Source organism: Aminipila sp., assembly GCF_032051575.1.
Lineage (GTDB): Bacteria > Bacillota > Clostridia > Peptostreptococcales > Anaerovoracaceae > Aminipila.
Genome location: NZ_DAMBYD010000008.1, coordinates 86191 through 101888, shown reverse-complemented (window position 1 = coordinate 101888; position 15698 = coordinate 86191). Strand labels below are relative to the sequence as shown.

The 15698-nt window shown below is 38.0% G+C and carries 17 protein-coding genes; all 17 read right to left on the bottom strand.

Translation table 11 applies throughout. The features are described from left to right. Positions 1–3: 3 nt before the first annotated feature. A complete protein-coding gene (gene atpD / locus RTW14_RS12230) occupies positions 4–1398 on the bottom strand; it encodes a F0F1 ATP synthase subunit beta (RefSeq protein ID WP_312651771.1) in 1395 nt (464 codons plus the stop codon). 35 nt (positions 1399–1433) lie between these two features. Next, complete coding sequence (atpG, locus tag RTW14_RS12225; RefSeq protein ID WP_312651769.1) at positions 1434–2300, bottom strand: ATP synthase F1 subunit gamma; 867 nt, start codon at positions 2298–2300, stop codon at positions 1434–1436. Between the two features lie 22 nt (positions 2301–2322). Continuing rightward, positions 2323–3831: a F0F1 ATP synthase subunit alpha gene (gene atpA, locus RTW14_RS12220; RefSeq protein ID WP_312651767.1), complete on the bottom strand. Its 1509-nt coding sequence runs from the start codon at positions 3829–3831 to the stop codon at positions 2323–2325. A gap of 16 nt (positions 3832–3847) precedes the next feature. Further along, positions 3848–4381 (bottom strand): ATP synthase F1 subunit delta, encoded by a 534-nt coding sequence (atpH, locus tag RTW14_RS12215; RefSeq protein WP_312651766.1) that lies wholly within the window; start codon positions 4379–4381, stop codon positions 3848–3850. Further along, positions 4369–4875, bottom strand: a complete 507-nt coding sequence (gene atpF / locus RTW14_RS12210; RefSeq protein ID WP_312651764.1) for a F0F1 ATP synthase subunit B — start codon at positions 4873–4875, stop codon at positions 4369–4371. Before atpF ends, atpH begins: the two co-directional genes overlap by 13 nt. Before the next feature lie 45 nt (positions 4876–4920). Continuing rightward, positions 4921–5139 (bottom strand): ATP synthase F0 subunit C, encoded by a 219-nt coding sequence (gene atpE, locus RTW14_RS12205; RefSeq protein WP_312651762.1) that lies wholly within the window; start codon positions 5137–5139, stop codon positions 4921–4923. Between the two features lie 134 nt (positions 5140–5273). Next, a complete protein-coding gene (gene atpB, locus RTW14_RS12200) occupies positions 5274–5966 on the bottom strand; it encodes a F0F1 ATP synthase subunit A (RefSeq protein WP_312651759.1) in 693 nt (230 codons plus the stop codon). 40 nt (positions 5967–6006) lie between these two features. Then, the gene (locus tag RTW14_RS12195; RefSeq protein WP_312651757.1) at positions 6007–6309 is read right to left on the bottom strand and encodes a hypothetical protein; all 303 of its coding nucleotides are present in this window, start codon (positions 6307–6309) and stop codon (positions 6007–6009) included. Between the two features lie 658 nt (positions 6310–6967). Beyond that, complete coding sequence (locus RTW14_RS12190) at positions 6968–7654, bottom strand: V-type ATP synthase subunit D (protein WP_312651755.1); 687 nt, start codon at positions 7652–7654, stop codon at positions 6968–6970. A 17-nt stretch (positions 7655–7671) separates the two neighbouring features. Then, positions 7672–9054 carry a V-type ATP synthase subunit B gene (locus tag RTW14_RS12185; RefSeq protein WP_312651753.1) on the bottom strand — a complete coding sequence of 461 codons (1383 nt, stop codon included), beginning with the start codon at positions 9052–9054 and terminating at the stop codon, positions 7672–7674. Beyond that, the gene (locus RTW14_RS12180) at positions 9047–10825 is read right to left on the bottom strand and encodes a V-type ATP synthase subunit A (protein ID WP_312651751.1); all 1779 of its coding nucleotides are present in this window, start codon (positions 10823–10825) and stop codon (positions 9047–9049) included. The genes RTW14_RS12185 and RTW14_RS12180 overlap by 8 nt, the downstream gene beginning before the upstream one ends. A 53-nt stretch (positions 10826–10878) precedes the next feature. Then, entirely contained in the window at positions 10879–11199 is a 321-nt protein-coding gene (locus RTW14_RS12175) for a V-type ATP synthase subunit F (RefSeq protein WP_312651749.1), read from the bottom strand. Further along, positions 11192–12190 (bottom strand): V-type ATP synthase subunit C, encoded by a 999-nt coding sequence (locus RTW14_RS12170; RefSeq protein WP_312651747.1) that lies wholly within the window; start codon positions 12188–12190, stop codon positions 11192–11194. The genes RTW14_RS12175 and RTW14_RS12170 overlap by 8 nt, the downstream gene beginning before the upstream one ends. A gap of 38 nt (positions 12191–12228) precedes the next feature. Continuing rightward, entirely contained in the window at positions 12229–12807 is a 579-nt protein-coding gene (locus RTW14_RS12165) for a V-type ATP synthase subunit E (protein ID WP_312651745.1), read from the bottom strand. A gap of 45 nt (positions 12808–12852) precedes the next feature. After that, a complete protein-coding gene (locus tag RTW14_RS12160; RefSeq protein ID WP_312651743.1) occupies positions 12853–13344 on the bottom strand; it encodes a V-type ATP synthase subunit K in 492 nt (163 codons plus the stop codon). An 18-nt stretch (positions 13345–13362) separates the two neighbouring features. Next, on the bottom strand, positions 13363–15336 hold the full coding sequence (locus RTW14_RS12155) for a V-type ATP synthase subunit I (protein WP_312651741.1): 1974 nt from the start codon (positions 15334–15336) through the stop codon (positions 13363–13365). Further along, complete coding sequence (locus RTW14_RS12150; RefSeq protein WP_312651739.1) at positions 15323–15649, bottom strand: hypothetical protein; 327 nt, start codon at positions 15647–15649, stop codon at positions 15323–15325. Before RTW14_RS12150 ends, RTW14_RS12155 begins: the two co-directional genes overlap by 14 nt. Positions 15650–15698: the final 49 nt, after the last annotated feature.

Here is a 15698-nt window from a genome sequence, read left to right as displayed (position 1 = left end):
AAATTATTTTGACGCCTTAAACTTTTCTACAACCTCATCTATGCCGCCTGCAAGCAAAAACATAGATTCAGGGATTTCGTCGTGTTTACCTTCAAGAATTTCTTTAAATCCACGTATAGTTTCCTTTAATGGAAGATATTTGCCTTGTATACCAGTAAACTGCTCTGCAACACTAAACGGTTGTGAAAGGAATCTCTGAATTTTTCTTGCTCTGGATACAATAAGTTTATCAGAATCTGACAATTCATCCATACCCAGAATAGCAATAATATCCTGTAAATCCTTATATCTTTGAAGAACTTCCTGTACATTTCTAGCTGTTTCATAGTGTTCTTCACCAACAATATTAGGATCCATCATTCTTGAAGTAGATTCAAGTGGGTCAACTGCCGGATAAATGCCAAGCGCACTAATTGAACGAGACAATACTGTTGTAGCATCCAAATGAGCGAAAGCTGTAGCCGGTGCTGGGTCAGTCAAGTCATCAGCTGGCACATAAATAGCCTGTACTGATGTAATAGAACCCTTCTTAGTTGAAGTAATTCTTTCCTGCAATGCACCCATTTCAGTTGCAAGTGTTGGTTGATAGCCTACTGCTGATGGTACACGTCCAAGTAGTGCCGATACCTCCGAACCCGCCTGTGTGAATCTAAATATATTGTCAATAAACAGAAGTACATCCTGTCCCTCAACATCTCTAAAGTATTCTGCCATAGTCAAACCTGTCAGGGCTACTCTCATTCTAGCTCCCGGCGGTTCATTCATCTGACCAAACACCATAGCCGTTTTATCAATAACGCCTGATTCTATCATTTCATAGTACAGGTCATTACCTTCTCTTGTCCTTTCGCCAACTCCTGCGAATACAGAAATACCACCATGTTCTCTTGCGATATTACTGATAAGTTCCTGAATAAGAACTGTTTTACCTACACCAGCACCTCCGAAAAGGCCAACTTTTCCACCTCTGGTGTATGGTGCGATTAAGTCAATTACTTTGATCCCCGTTTCGAAAATCATTGCATTTGTATCCTGTTCTTCAAAAGGAGGAGCTTCTCTATGAATAGAGTGCTTTTCCGCTGTAACAACAGGTCCTTTTTCGTCTATTGTCTCACCTATAACATTGAACAATCTGCCTAGTACTTCTTTTCCTACAGGAACCTGAATAGGAGCTCCTGTATTAATAGCTTCCATACCTCTTGTCAGACCATCTGTAGCGGATAGGGCTACACATTTTACGACATCATCTCCAACGTGTTGAGCAACTTCTGCTACGATATCCTTACCTTCATGCTTAATTACTATAGCACTTAACAGTTCGGGCATATATTCGGGTGAAAACTTTATATCTATAACCGGTCCGATAATCTGGTGAATAATACCTTTATTCTGTTCCATATTCCAAACCACCTCCCTACTTCTTTTGTAACAACTTATTTTTGGGCCTCTGACCCTGCAACAATTTCAATAATCTCATCTGTAATAGCAGCCTGTCTTGCTCTGTTATAGAACAAGGATAGGTTATCCAGCATTTCTCTGGCACTATCTGTAGCATTTTCCATAGCCATTCTTCTTGCAGCATGTTCACAAGTAGCAGATTCAACAATAGCTCCGTATACCTTAATTTCAACATATTTAGGAACCAGATAGTTAAATACAGCCTCTACGGATGGTTCGTACTCAACTTCTCTATCATGTTTTATTACTTCCAGATCATTTTCTATATCAAAAGGTAGCAAAGTTTCACATTTAACTTCCTGCTCCATGGAGTTTTTGAAAGAAGTATAAATAAGCACTACTTTATCAATTTCACCAGAATTGTACATATCTATAAAAGGTTTGCTAATGTGTTTTGTTTCTAAGAAAGAAATATCTTCTGGAGGAGCCAAGTATTCGCTAAAAATCTCATGCCCTCTCTTAACAAAATATTCCTTGCCCTTTGTTCCTACTGCAACAATTACTGTTTTTTTACCTGCAGCTTTAATCTCAGCTTCTGCTTGCTTTATAACGTTTGAGTTAAAGCCTCCGCATAATCCTCTGCAACTTGTAATAATGATATAACCAGTTTTATCAGCCTCATGGTTTCCAGTTAGATACTGTTGCGGAACATCACTAATATTGTTGAAGATATCCGCTATAGATTCTGTAATATAATGAAAATATTCAGTTGTTTTTTCGAAGGTGGCCTTTGCTCTTCTCAGCTTTGCAGCGGAAACAAGCTTCATCGCACTGGTTATGTGCTCTGTGCTGGTTACGCTCTTTATGCGGCGTTTTATGTCCTGCATATTATTTGAAGCCATATTCTCCTCCTATAACCTATCCCTACTTGTCTCGTACCTCTTTGTACTTATTAATTGCTTCTTTTAGAATTTCTTCTGTAGCCTCATCAAGCTTTCCAGTAGATTTAATATCTTTACCTACCTGTGGATATTGTGTATCCATAAACTCATAAAGGCCCTGTTCAAATTCTTTAATCATTTCTACCGGGACATCTGCAAGGTAGTGGTTAATCGCAGCATATATAATCATAACCTGATGTTCAACTGCAATTGGTTTATACTGTCCCTGCTTTAATATTTCCATTAAAATTAAACCGTGATCAAGCCTTGCTCTTGTGTCTTTATCAACATCCGAACCAAACTGTGAAAAACTTGCCAATTCTGTGTACTGTGCCAGTTCAAGTTTAACCTTACTGGAAACCTGCTTCATTGCTTTTATCTGTGCATTACCACCTACGCGAGATACTGAAATACCTGCGTTAACCGCTGGTCTTTGACCTGTAAAGAACAATTCTGATTCCAGAAAGATCTGTCCATCAGTGATGGAAATAACATTTGTAGGAATATACGCAGATACGTCTCCAGCCTGAGTTTCAATAATAGGTAAAGCGGTAATAGATCCTCCTCCTAAATCATCAGAAAGTCTAGCTGCTCTTTCTAGTAACCTACTGTGCAAATAGAATACGTCTCCCGGATAAGCTTCTCTTCCAGGTGGTCTTCTAAGTAATAGGGACATCGCTCTATATGCAACCGCATGCTTTGATAAATCATCATAGATAATCAAAACATCTTTGCCCTGATACATAAAGTGTTCTGCCATAGCGCTACCTGCATAAGGAGCAATATATTGAAGTGGGGCAACGTCGCTGGCTGTTGCAGAAACAATAATTGTATAGTTCATAGCTCCCTTGCCTTCAAGTGTCTGTACCAACTGAGCTACTGTAGATTGCTTCTGTCCAATAGCAACATAAATACAAATTACATCTGCATCCTTTTGGTTAAGAATCGTATCAATAGCAATGGCTGTTTTACCAGTCTGTCTATCTCCAATAATCAATTCTCTTTGTCCTCTACCAATAGGTATCATAGCATCAATAGCCTTGATACCAGTCTGTAAAGGCTGACTAACTGATTTTCTTTGTAATATTCCTGGTGCTGGATATTCAATAGGTCTGTGAGCTTCTGCACTAATAGGGCCTTTTCCGTCAAGCGGTTGTCCTAACGCATTTACAACACGACCAATTAGATCGTTGCCTACTGGAACTTCAACTACCTTTCCTGTAGGTTTTACGATATCTCCTTCTTTTATGTGTTTGTCGGAGCCAAGCATTACTGCGCCAACGTTATCTTCTTCAAGATTTAACGCCATACCATATACTTCTCCTGGAAACTCAAGCAGCTCGCCTGCCATGCATTTCTCCAATCCATAAATCCTGGAAATACCATCTCCAACCTGTATAACAGTGCCAAAATCTGAGATTTCAAGCTTATTTTTATAATTTTTAATCTGCTCTTTTATTACGGCACTTATTTCTTCTGGTTTGAGGTTCATGTTATCAACCCCCTCTCTATATAATAGTATTATTTAGGTCTTCAAGACGCCTTCTTAAAGATGCGTCAATAACCTTGCCGTCAATGAGTATTTTTACACCACCAATTAAGCTAGTGTCTGTTTCATTTTCAAGCTTAACCTTTTGTTGTAATAGTTTCCCTGTTTCAGCTTCAAATTTTTCAAGTCTCTCAGAACTAAGAGATTTTACAGAAAATATTTTTCCGTATGAAACTCCCTCTTGTTCATTTTGAAGATCCTTGTAAACCTTTATGGCTCTCGCAAAATGCCTTGTTCTTCCCTTGTCCACCATAACAAATAGGAAATTCAAAAGTTCTTCAGAAATACGGCTTTCAAAGATAGACTTTAAAACATCTTTCTTCTCGCCAATGGAAATTACCGGAGTGTTTATAAAGGCACACAAATCAGGCTCCTGATTTATTATTTCAAGAACTTGTGTTGCTTCCTCAAGAATTAGTTCTTTCTTGTTAAGCTCACAAGCAGCTTGAAACAATGCATTACCGTATGTCATTCCGATTGTTAATTCTGCCATTTCGCCGCACCTACCTGTTCAATGATATTATCAATTAGATGCTCCTGACCTTCTATTTCTAGTTCCTTCTCCAGGATTTTCTCTGCGGCAAGCAACGCCATGGCAGCAACTTGAGCTTTCATCTCTGATAAAGCCTTTGCCTTTTGACGTTCCACTTCTTTTTCTGCATGCAGAGTTATCTCTGTAGCTTTAACTTTAGCCTCATTAATAATATCACTTGCCTGAACTTCTGCTTTTATTTTTGCACTTTTAATTATTTCTCTACCTTCATGTTCCACATTTGAAATACGCTCGTTGTATTCATCCATTTTCTCATCAGCTCTTCTATTCGTTTCAGCTGCATGATCAAATGAATCCTGAATAGTCTGCTTTCTGTTTTCAAGCATCTCAAGAAACGGTTGATATAGAAACTTAGCCAATACGCTCACAAGGATCACAAAGTTTACAATAGCAAAAATAATCTCTTTTAAGTCCAGACCTAATGCTTCAACCATAAATAAACCCTCCTTGTGTTTGAGTTACTTTCTCAAACGAATTCACTACATTTTTGATAATAAGATAAAAGTAACTAGTAATCCGTAGATTGCCAAAGCTTCCATAAAAGCCATGCAAAGAATCAGATTTGTACGTAAAGTTCCTACCATTTCAGGCTGTCTTGCCATGCCTTCTAAAGCCTTTGCTGATGCAATACCTTGTCCTATACCAGGGCCGATAGTTGATAGACCGATAGCTAATGCTGCTGCTAATGCAATTGTCATTTTATTTTCTCCTTTCGTTTCTGCTGATAAACTTCAGCCTCATCTTTTTAATAATTTATATATATTTTCCTGCAAGGTTTACTTCCTTCAGTTAAAATAGATATCACTAATAATATGTTGTAGTAAGCTATTTACTAAATATTTTGTGTTTTTAAATGCTCGAATTCTTCAGCCCCATGTTCTGCTGCCTCTGAAATATAAATTCCTGCTAACAAGGAAAATACCATTGCCTGTATTAGACCCATAAGTACACTGAAAATCTGCATAACCACTGGCAGACCCAAAGGGATCATATTAAAGAATGCGCTAGTTACAGATTCTTCACCAAAGATGTTTCCATAAAGTCGTAATGTCAGCGATATTGGTTTTACAATATCTTCCAACAACATAAGCGGTAATAACAAAGCGATAGGCTGTAATAAGTGCTTATAATACTTTAACCCATGTGTTTCTTTTACCCCAATATATTGTACGCAACAGAACACAATAATCGCTAATGCTGCCGGGAAGTTTATTGAACTTGTGGGTGCTTTTAATCCTGGTAATTCACCTGAAAGCGGTATTAATCCAGAATAGTTACAAATCAGCACGTAAATAAATAAGGTTGCAACCAATGGAAAATATTTACGGCCTGCATACTCACCCATTAAATCTTCAAAGAAGTCACTCAGCTTCTCTATTATAACCTCCATAACATTCTGAATACCTGATGGAATCATCTCCATACGGCTACTTGCCAATATGGCTAAACCACAAAGTATCAGCGTTATAATCGAGCTCGTTATCATAGCACTGGACATCCCCATTGAATTTAGCATTTGTATCATTTTGCTTTCCTCCTAAATGCATTTTTAATTTCATATAATTTTACATCTGTGTTCTCAGTAATAGTTTTTGTATGGAAAACAGTTTTCCAGCTAAAACTAATGCAAACGCAGTAGCAATCACAAAAGCAATAAAGTCAAATGGAATAATATTTCTTACTAAATATGCTATGGTTAATGTAATCACATTAGTTGCATAACTAATAAACATTCTTATAGTTACTGTTTTTATTTTAACCGTATTATTGGACTCTTTAACTAATTTTCTCCAAAGAAAAAAATACTTAAAAAATCCGACTAATCCACCATATATAATACCGACCACGGCACCCAAAACATATTCCAAATCTAACAATCCTCTCCTATAAAAAAACTACACCAATTTACATTTTTTGATATTGACTCTATTACAACAATAAAACAATTATTAAAATTTATCATTTTGTTTATATTCAGTTTCTACTAATTTAATGCCTGCTTGGTGTGAGTCATTTTAAAAACCATCTCATCAATCTATGGCAAAATAGTTAAATCACTGATACGAGCCATAAACATAAACAAACAAAAATCATTTTTTTGCTTTTGACAAGATGCCCGTAAATTCCCTGTATTTTTACAAATTAAATTATATTATAGTCCTAAATTTCCAAATGTAAAGCATATGTTTTTTATTTAAATATTCTTTTTTGACCTTTTTTGTCGAAAAAGGCCCAAACCCCTTTAAATTAGAGGCTTATGTTTGTTATTATTATTTATTTTTATCAGCCCATTCATAAAAGCTATTATGAGCAATTTAGTTATTTTTATCCTATTTTGAGGGTTTTAACACAACAAGTTTGTGTAATGTGTAATTTTTCTAAATATTTTTACTTCGTTTTGCAATTTCTGTAAGCTGTAGATTAAAAAAGGCATAGGAACCAACTCTGTTTTATAATTAAAGTAATTAACTCAATCATAAAGGGAGTGTCCCTATGCCTAATTTTAATATTCTTCCTAACTATTTGCTAATTAAAGTTTTTTAAAGCTTCTTCTGTTGCCGCTTTCTTTTCCAAAATTGCTTCTTTAAGCATCATATCCTTAACTTTCATTAACCTAGTCTGATTTCCTCGTTCGTTTTCATCAAGCTTCATCTTAATGTAACGAATAGTTTCCTGCAATTGCGGTATCACAACGTACTCTAAAGCATTTACACGTCTACGCGTCTTCTCAATTTCAACTGCCAGCAGAGCTGCCTTTTTTTCCATTGCTGCCAGTTGAAGCATTGTTGGAAATATTTCTGACAAATTTTTAACAGCACCATCTAATTCTCCCGAGGTAGTTGCAAAACCATAAGGATATATATTAGAAGTGTCCTCAGCTGTATACTTGAAATCGAATACTGGAACATCTACAGACATGATATTCTCATTTTCCACTCCAACTTCCACACTCTGTTTCGGAAACATCAAAGCCTCTTCTAAAATCTGAGAAGACATAACCGCACTAGCTATGGTGAAATTTCCGTAGACTTCTACAAGCTGCTCTTCTACTTTATCCCTTAGCACCTTGTTTTCCCTAGCCAGATCAATAAACCGCTTCATTAGTTCGTCTCTTTTATCTTTCATCAATTTATGGCCGCGAGTTGCCGTCTTTAAACGTTTTTTTAAAGAGGAAAGTACCATTCTAGTTGGGTTTACATTTAACCGTGCCATTCCTGATTCCTCCTCACTTATTCAGCGTCGTTCTTTGGATAATACTTTTCAATATTTTCGTCCTTGATACGCTTTAGCTCTGACTTAGGAAGCATGCCTAGCAGTTTCCAGCCAATATCCAATGTTTCTAACACGTCTCTGTCCGCATTGTATCCCTGCGAGATATATTCACTTTCAAATTTATCTGCAAACTTTGCATAAAGTAAGTCCATTTCAGTCAAAGCAGCTTCGCCTAAAATCGCCATTAATTCCTTACTATTCTTACCACTTGAATAAGCCGCAAACAGCTGATTCATCGTATCCGAATGATCTTCTCTGGTTTTGCCCTTACCAACGCCCTTATCTTTTAATCTGGAAAGTGATGGTAATACATCAATTGGCGGCGTGATTCCTTTTCTGTATAAATCTCTTGATAAGATAATCTGTCCCTCTGTAATGTATCCTGTTAAGTCAGGAATGGGATGTGTCTTATCATCCTCTGGCATTGTTAAAATCGGAATCATTGTAATAGAGCCGTCGTATCCACGCTTTCTGCCCGCTCTTTCATACATGGTTGCAAGATCCGTATATAAATATCCCGGATAACCTCTTCTCCCTGGAACTTCCTTACGCGCAGCAGAAATTTCACGCAGCGCCTCAGCATAGTTTGTAATATCCGTCATGATAACCAGCACGTGCATGCCTCTTTCAAAGGCTAAATATTCAGCAGCGGTTAACGCCATACGAGGCGTAGAAATACGCTCTACAGCAGGATCATTTGCCAAGTTCATAAAAAGTACAGTTCTGTCTATGGCTCCTGTACGTTTAAAGTCTGAAACAAAGAAATCCGCTTCTTCATAGGTGATACCAATTGCAGCAAATACTACTGCAAAGTTAGATTCCCCTCCGCGTACCTTTGCCTGACGAGCAATTTGTGCTGCAAGCTCTGCATGCGGCAAACCAGAGCCTGAAAAAATAGGAAGTTTCTGCCCTCTTACCAATGTATTTAATCCATCAATGGCAGATATTCCCGTTTGTATAAATTCATTTGGGTAGTCACGGGCTGCCGGGTTCATTGGCAATCCATTGATATCCAATCTTTTTTCTGGTATTATTTCAGGTCCACCATCTTTAGGCCTGCCCATCCCATCAAATACACGCCCAAGCATGTCAGGCGATACAGCTAATTCGATTCCTTTTCCTAAAAACCTTACCTTAGAATCCCTTAAGTTTATCCCCGCAGCACTGTCAAACAACTGTACCATTGCATCTGAACCGTTGATTTCTAAAACCTTACACTGTCTTCGCTCACCATTTGTCAGTTCTATTTCACCAAGCTCATCATAAGTTACATTTTCAACTCCCTTTACAAGCATTAGCGGGCCTGCAATTTCCGAAATTGTCTTATAATCTCTAATCATCCTGCTCAGCCCCCTCGCTTATTAAATTGTGAATACTTTCAGATAATTTTAACATAATCATTTTAAATGCCTCTGAGCACTTTTCTTCTTCCACGTATTTGAAACGTCCTATCTCTTCTCGGACAGGTAAATAGATTAAAGAATTAAAATCTGCTCCCTGTTGGAGTCCTTCCATGGATTGCTTATAGTAGCCCATAATCAAATTTAGCAGCATGTACTGCTTATCCATCGAGGCATACGTATCAATTTCGTGGAATGCATTCTGATGCAGATAATCTTCTCTTATTGATTTACACGCTTCAAGCTTAATCCTGTCTGAAGGTGATAAGGCATCTACACCTACTAACTGTACTATTTCATTTAATTCGGCTTCTTCCTGCAACAGCTTCATTACTTCTTGACGTAATGCAGGAAAATCACTTGCCACGTTTTCCATAAACCAAGCATTCAAGCTATCAATATAAAGAGAATAGCTATTCAGCCAGTTGATTGCTGGGAAGTGACGCTTATAGGCAAGACCAGAATCCAAATTCCAGAATACTTTTACTATACGTAATGTGGCTTGTGATACTGGTTCGGAAATATCACCACCTGGGGGAGATACCGCGCCAATGGCTGACAGGGTTCCCTCTCTGCCTTGTTTTCCTAAGCTAATTACTCTCCCTGCTCTTTCATAGAATTGAGCAAGACGAGAGCCAAGATACGCAGGATATCCTTCTTCACCAGGCATTTCCTCTAAACGGCCTGACATTTCACGTAATGCTTCTGCCCATCGAGAAGTAGAATCTGCCATCAAAGCAACAGAATAACCCATATCTCTAAAGTATTCCGCAATAGTAATACCTGTATAAATAGATGCTTCACGCGCAGCTACCGGCATATCTGAAGTATTTGCGATTAATACCGTTCTCTTCATTAAAGTTTCACCTGTCTTAGGGTCAATCAGTTCTGGAAACTCCATCAGTACATCGGTCATTTCATTTCCACGTTCCCCGCAGCCAATATAAACCACAACTTGCGCATCTGCCCATTTGGCCAACGCATGTTGAACAACAGTCTTTCCTGAACCAAAAGGCCCTGGTACCGCCGCAACGCCTCCCTTAGCAATAGGAAACATGGTATCAATAACTCTCTGTCCTGTAATTAAAGGCATATTAGGCACTAATTTTTCTTTATAGGGACGACCTTTTCTTACCGGCCACTTCTGCATTAGGGTTAATTCTTTTTTCTCGCCTTCAGCAGTTTTTAGAACACAGATAATCTCCTCTACGGTATAGTTTCCACTCTGGATACTTTCAATTACCCCACTGATTCCATACGGTACCATAATTCTTTGTTCAATCAGTACTGTTTCCTGAACGGTTCCAATAATATCCCCTGCTTCTACTTGCTCACCAACTTTAGCAGTAGCAACAAAATCCCATTTCTTCGTTCTATTTAATGAAGAAACCTGGATTCCTCTTGTGATATTTGCTCCTACCATGGCACGCATTTCTTCAAGGGGTCTTTGAATACCATCATACATAGTTTCAATCAGTCCGGGCCCCAACTCAACACTCAACGGTGCACCTGTGCTCACTACTGGAACTCCTGGACCAAGACCCGCAGTTTCTTCATATACCTGAATGGATGCCATGCCATCACGCATCTCAATTATTTCACCGATTAGACCCTGATCGCCTACACGAACAACATCAAACATATTTGCTTCTTCCATACCCTCAGCTATAACCAAAGGTCCTGAAACTTTTACTATTTTACCTTGGCTCAATTAATAGTCACCTACTTTCATTACCTAAATTAACATACCAATGATTCTATTTTCTATTGTCCGCCAAACAAAATGTCCGCGCCAACGGCCTTTTCAACTAATTTTTTCAAGTTCCCAAAGCCTACACCATAATTTCCATCTACCCCTGGAATCGGGATAATAGCTGGTAATCGCATTTCTCTATAATTATCCATCGTCTCTTGCATATCTTTGCACAAGCCTTCGGTAATAAATATAATTACATAGTCTTCTTTTGCAATTTTATTAAGTGTTTTTTTAGCTTCCTCCGTGCTGACGCAGGGGAATGCATCCAGGCCTACAGCCTTAAACCCTCTTACGCTCTCACGATCACCTATAACGCCAATTTTATGCATATGTTTCCCTTAACCTTTCTCTGATCAGCTCCGAAGAGAGTCCAGCAAGCTTTCCCGCCATAATAATTCTTGCGTTTCTTATTTCGTTTTCTTTAGCAACTAAAAAGGCTACAAGTGGTTCAATCCCAGCATATACGTATTTTGCATTTTTCACATAATCTATCAGCTTATTATCACAGCACTTTTCAAATACTGTAAATTTGCCTGTATTCTTAAGAATAGCCCCGCCTTCAGTCATAGCTCCCTGCATTCCATAAGGATGCAACCGTTCTGCAAACTGCAGAAATGGTTCATCATAACCTTCTACAAACAACTTCTCTGAGATATTTCCACCATTAATGAATACTCTTAGGAAAAAGTCCCACGGTTTCCCCATCTGACGAAGCCGTACAAAAGTTTTTAAATTAATAGTGTCAATCAGTAGTTTTACATATCCTGTCAAGAAATCATTTTCAGCTTCTTCCGCTATTGCCCGCATGTCTGCATAGCATGCTCTATCTAAAACCAAATCAATGGTTTGAGGATCATTGCTTCTTGAGAATAAATCTACTGCTTCATTAAACGCATTTTTCATTTCTGATGTAAATGGCAAGAAATTCCTTTCTCGGACCAAAGCCGCCATCTTCATCGGTTCAATAGTACCAACTGGGCTTAAGCTTTCAGATGCATCAATGTTTAAGAACTCTGCTTTAAGCAAGGTTTTTAAATTATGATAATCGTTTGCATAAGTAAACATCAATAAATGAGCCTTCTCAGGCGCAATTGACATAATAAATTCATAAGTCTTTTTTTGCTCCCAGGCAAGTAACCTTTCAAAGTTTTCTGGTGCTACCTGTTCCTGACCTGAGCCATATTCAAGTTCTAATAATATTTTTAACGCCTCTGCCGGGGTTTTAGATTCCAACATTTTTTCCATCTGTTCCTTTGACATTAGGTTTTTTTCACTGCCTCGAACTCTGGCACAAGCGAATACATAACTATTTTCTCCCAAAGCGCTCCCTCCTTTCAGTGCAGAATCCTGTAATTTTATCAAAACAATATTTCTGCAATCTGACCAGTTGCATCCTCTTTTACTGAATTTACTAAAGTTTCAAGAGTTGCATTAATTTCAATGAATCCCTTCTTTAAAATAAATCCACCTCTAGCGCTTATTTTGTCCTCTGACAATTTTACTTGTTCCTTTTGAGAACCGTCATTAATTTTTGCCACTAGCTTTTCGCCAACTCTCTGTCTATCTTTTTCATTCAGGCATATTTCTCCGCCTTCAATTGTGACTTCTGCATACATTGCAAGTAAGAAATCAATATATTCATCGTCCTGAAAGCCTGCAATCTTGTCAATTGCTTTATCAAAAGCAATTGCTACTGCTTTCTGCCTTGCACCAAGCTTAATCTTTCTACTTTCAAGTTCTGCTACTGAAATTTTCCTATTCTTTATGATTTCAGTATCCGCCTGACTTTTCTCTGCATAAGACTTTAGAATATTTTCCGCTTGTTTATTTGCACTTTCTAAGATAGAAGTCTCTTGATTCTTTGCCTGGGTCATTATTTTCTCTGCATGTTCCTTCGCATCATCTAATATTTTTCCAGTAATATCTTGTATACTCATATCCGACCTCCTATCCTTAACTCTTTTACGTTTACCATTATCTAATTAAACCGTAACGCTGTTAAGCATAATAATCGATACAAGAAGCGCTAATACCGCATATGTTTCTACCATAGCTGCAAAAATCATACCTTTTGCGATTTCTCCTGGTCTCTTGGCAATCAGCATAATACCTGCTGCCGCTGCTTTACCCTGTGCAATACCGGAGAAAATGCCGACAATTCCAATTGGAAGAGAAGCAGCAAAGATATATGCTCCTGTTACACTGTCAATTGCAGCTACATTTCCGCCACCAATAAATCCAATCTTCATTAATATTAAAAATGAAACCAGCAGCCCATAGATTCCCTGGGTACCTGGTAATGCTTGCATGATTAATGTTTTACCAAATTGAGATGGATCCTCTGCAACAACCCCTGCTGCTGCCTGACCTGCAACTCCAACACCAATAGCACTTCCAACCCCTGCTAAACATGCAACAGCTGCACCAACCATAGCGATTGAATTACCATTAAAAATCCAATTTGTTACTTCCATTATTTTTTACCTCCGTTATTAATTCTTATTAATTATTTCAACATATTTCGTATTTTTCTTTAACGGTTGAAACGCTATGCCTCCACCTTCAAAAAACTTTCCGAAAAATTCTACATACTGTAATCTGCAGGCATGAACAAATGCCCCTAGCGCATTGATTGCAAAGTTAAAGGTATGGCCAAAAATCAAAACAATTGTTAAAATTACAGCGCCAATTATACCGCCTCCAGCAAGAGACCCCATCGTATTTACTACCGATGCAATTACGCCTGTTGCCAGCCCTAGAGCAAGTAATCTTGAGTAAGACAAAATATCTGAAAGGTACCCCGTGATTCCATAAATGGACCCTAAACCACCCGTTATCTTGCCAATTCCCTTCTTGTTTCTTCCACCAGTTAAAACAATTGTTAATGCGCCTATAACTGTCATAATTAACCCTGCCTTAGATACCGCAGGATTTATTGAACCTCCTAAATACCAAATAGGTAGCCCCAGGATTAGCAAGTACCACGAAAAGACATCAAATATGGCATCCAAAGGACGACCGTTCCTGAAAGACATATATGCACTAACACCCATACCGATAAATAAGTGGATTATGCCCAAAACCAAACAGAATCCCAACAAACTTATTGGATCATCAAGTGGAACAAACACACTTGGTACGGTGATTTCCTGATTGAAGAAGGTTGAGCCTATTACGGTAATCAAGTCTCCAAAATAACCACCAAAGATGACTCCCCATATGGCTGTAGAAATCCCACAAAAGAAGAACATTTTGACCAATTTATATGGCATACCTTCCAATCTGAATTTTTTCAGAGCCACTCCGCACACCAGCACCATAATGAGCCCATATGCCGCATCACTAAACATCATCCCATAGAAAATAAAATACCATATGGCAAATATAGGCGTTGGATCAATATTTTTTGAATTGGGGACAGAATAAAGAGCTGTAACGGATTCAAATGGTGTAACAAATGAATTATTCCTTAATAATACAGGAAACTCCTCTTCTTTATCCGGTTCTGTCACTTCATAGCAGCATTTATACTTTTTGAACACGTTTTCAACATCACCCACGGCATCCTCTGGTAACCATCCATCAGCATAAAATGTATGCCCAGTTTTAAGCATTCTTCCTCTAATCTTTTGGCGGTCCTTGTTAATGTTTAACTCATCATGTAGATATTCGATACTTTCTTTACAGCTAATCTTTTCCACCAGCTTAACTTGTATATCTTCCACCTGATTAGCAATTTCATTAAGTTGACTACGGCATAGGGCCAAGTTTTCAACAGCACTGCCCTGCATGTCTTTAAACGTTACTTTACTAAATCCATTTTGTCTAAGACCGTCTAACACTTCTTCTTCTACTTCTTTATAGTACATAACTACTAAATAATGTAGCTCTTCATCACTGCCAACAATCTCAATCTCACACAAATTAGTGATAGATTTCAGGTTATCTTCTAAGCGTGTAATATCAGAAATACTCGGCATTACTCCCATGGTTATAAGCGTACTCTTTGTTTCCCTAAGTTCTAGCGGCACTGAATAAGATTCCCATGGTTTTAGACTTCCCATTGTCGTTTCTACTTTATTTGCACTAGTTTTAAGGATTTTTAATTCATTATTCAGAGAAATAACATTGTTCATGTCTTCCTCGATTTTGTCTCTGTTTAATAATACTTCTGCAAATTGCTCGCTGGTTACTGCCTTTCTCGTCTTGAAAAGTGGTTTTTTACTTGTGTCAACTTCTTCGAGAACCTTTATTGCCAGATCAGTTTTTCCAAGCAGGCCGTCTAGTTTCGCTACTTCATTTTCATTTCCATCTTTTCTTACAAGGGCAGACCATTCTTTCTCAGCCATCTTTTCATCTTGACTATTCAATTCGGTTACTCCTAAATCCATAAGTTCCACAACCAAATTTTCTTTTACAGAATCAAGTGCAATGACGGAGAATTTTCTCATTTTAACTATTGCCACTTGTTTTCACTACCCTCCCTACAATTACTGAAATCGCATCATCTAACTTTTCAGTTGCAGTTGACAGTATAGTCTTACACTGGTCTTCCGCCTCACTTATAATTTTGTCATAAGCGAGCTGCGCTTCAGTTTCAGCTTCAGAAATAACTTCTTTGTACGATAGCTCTCCTTTTATTTTCGCGGCTTGAATAATCTCGTTAGCCCTCTGATTGGCCTTCTGCAATAATCGTTTGCTTTCTTCTACACTTTCTTTGCGAATTTTATCGGCGCTCTCTTCCATATCTTTAATTACCTTGATTTGCTCAAGAGACATTTTATCACCTCCTAAAGTCTGTATGCAGCCATGTTCATAACTTCAACTA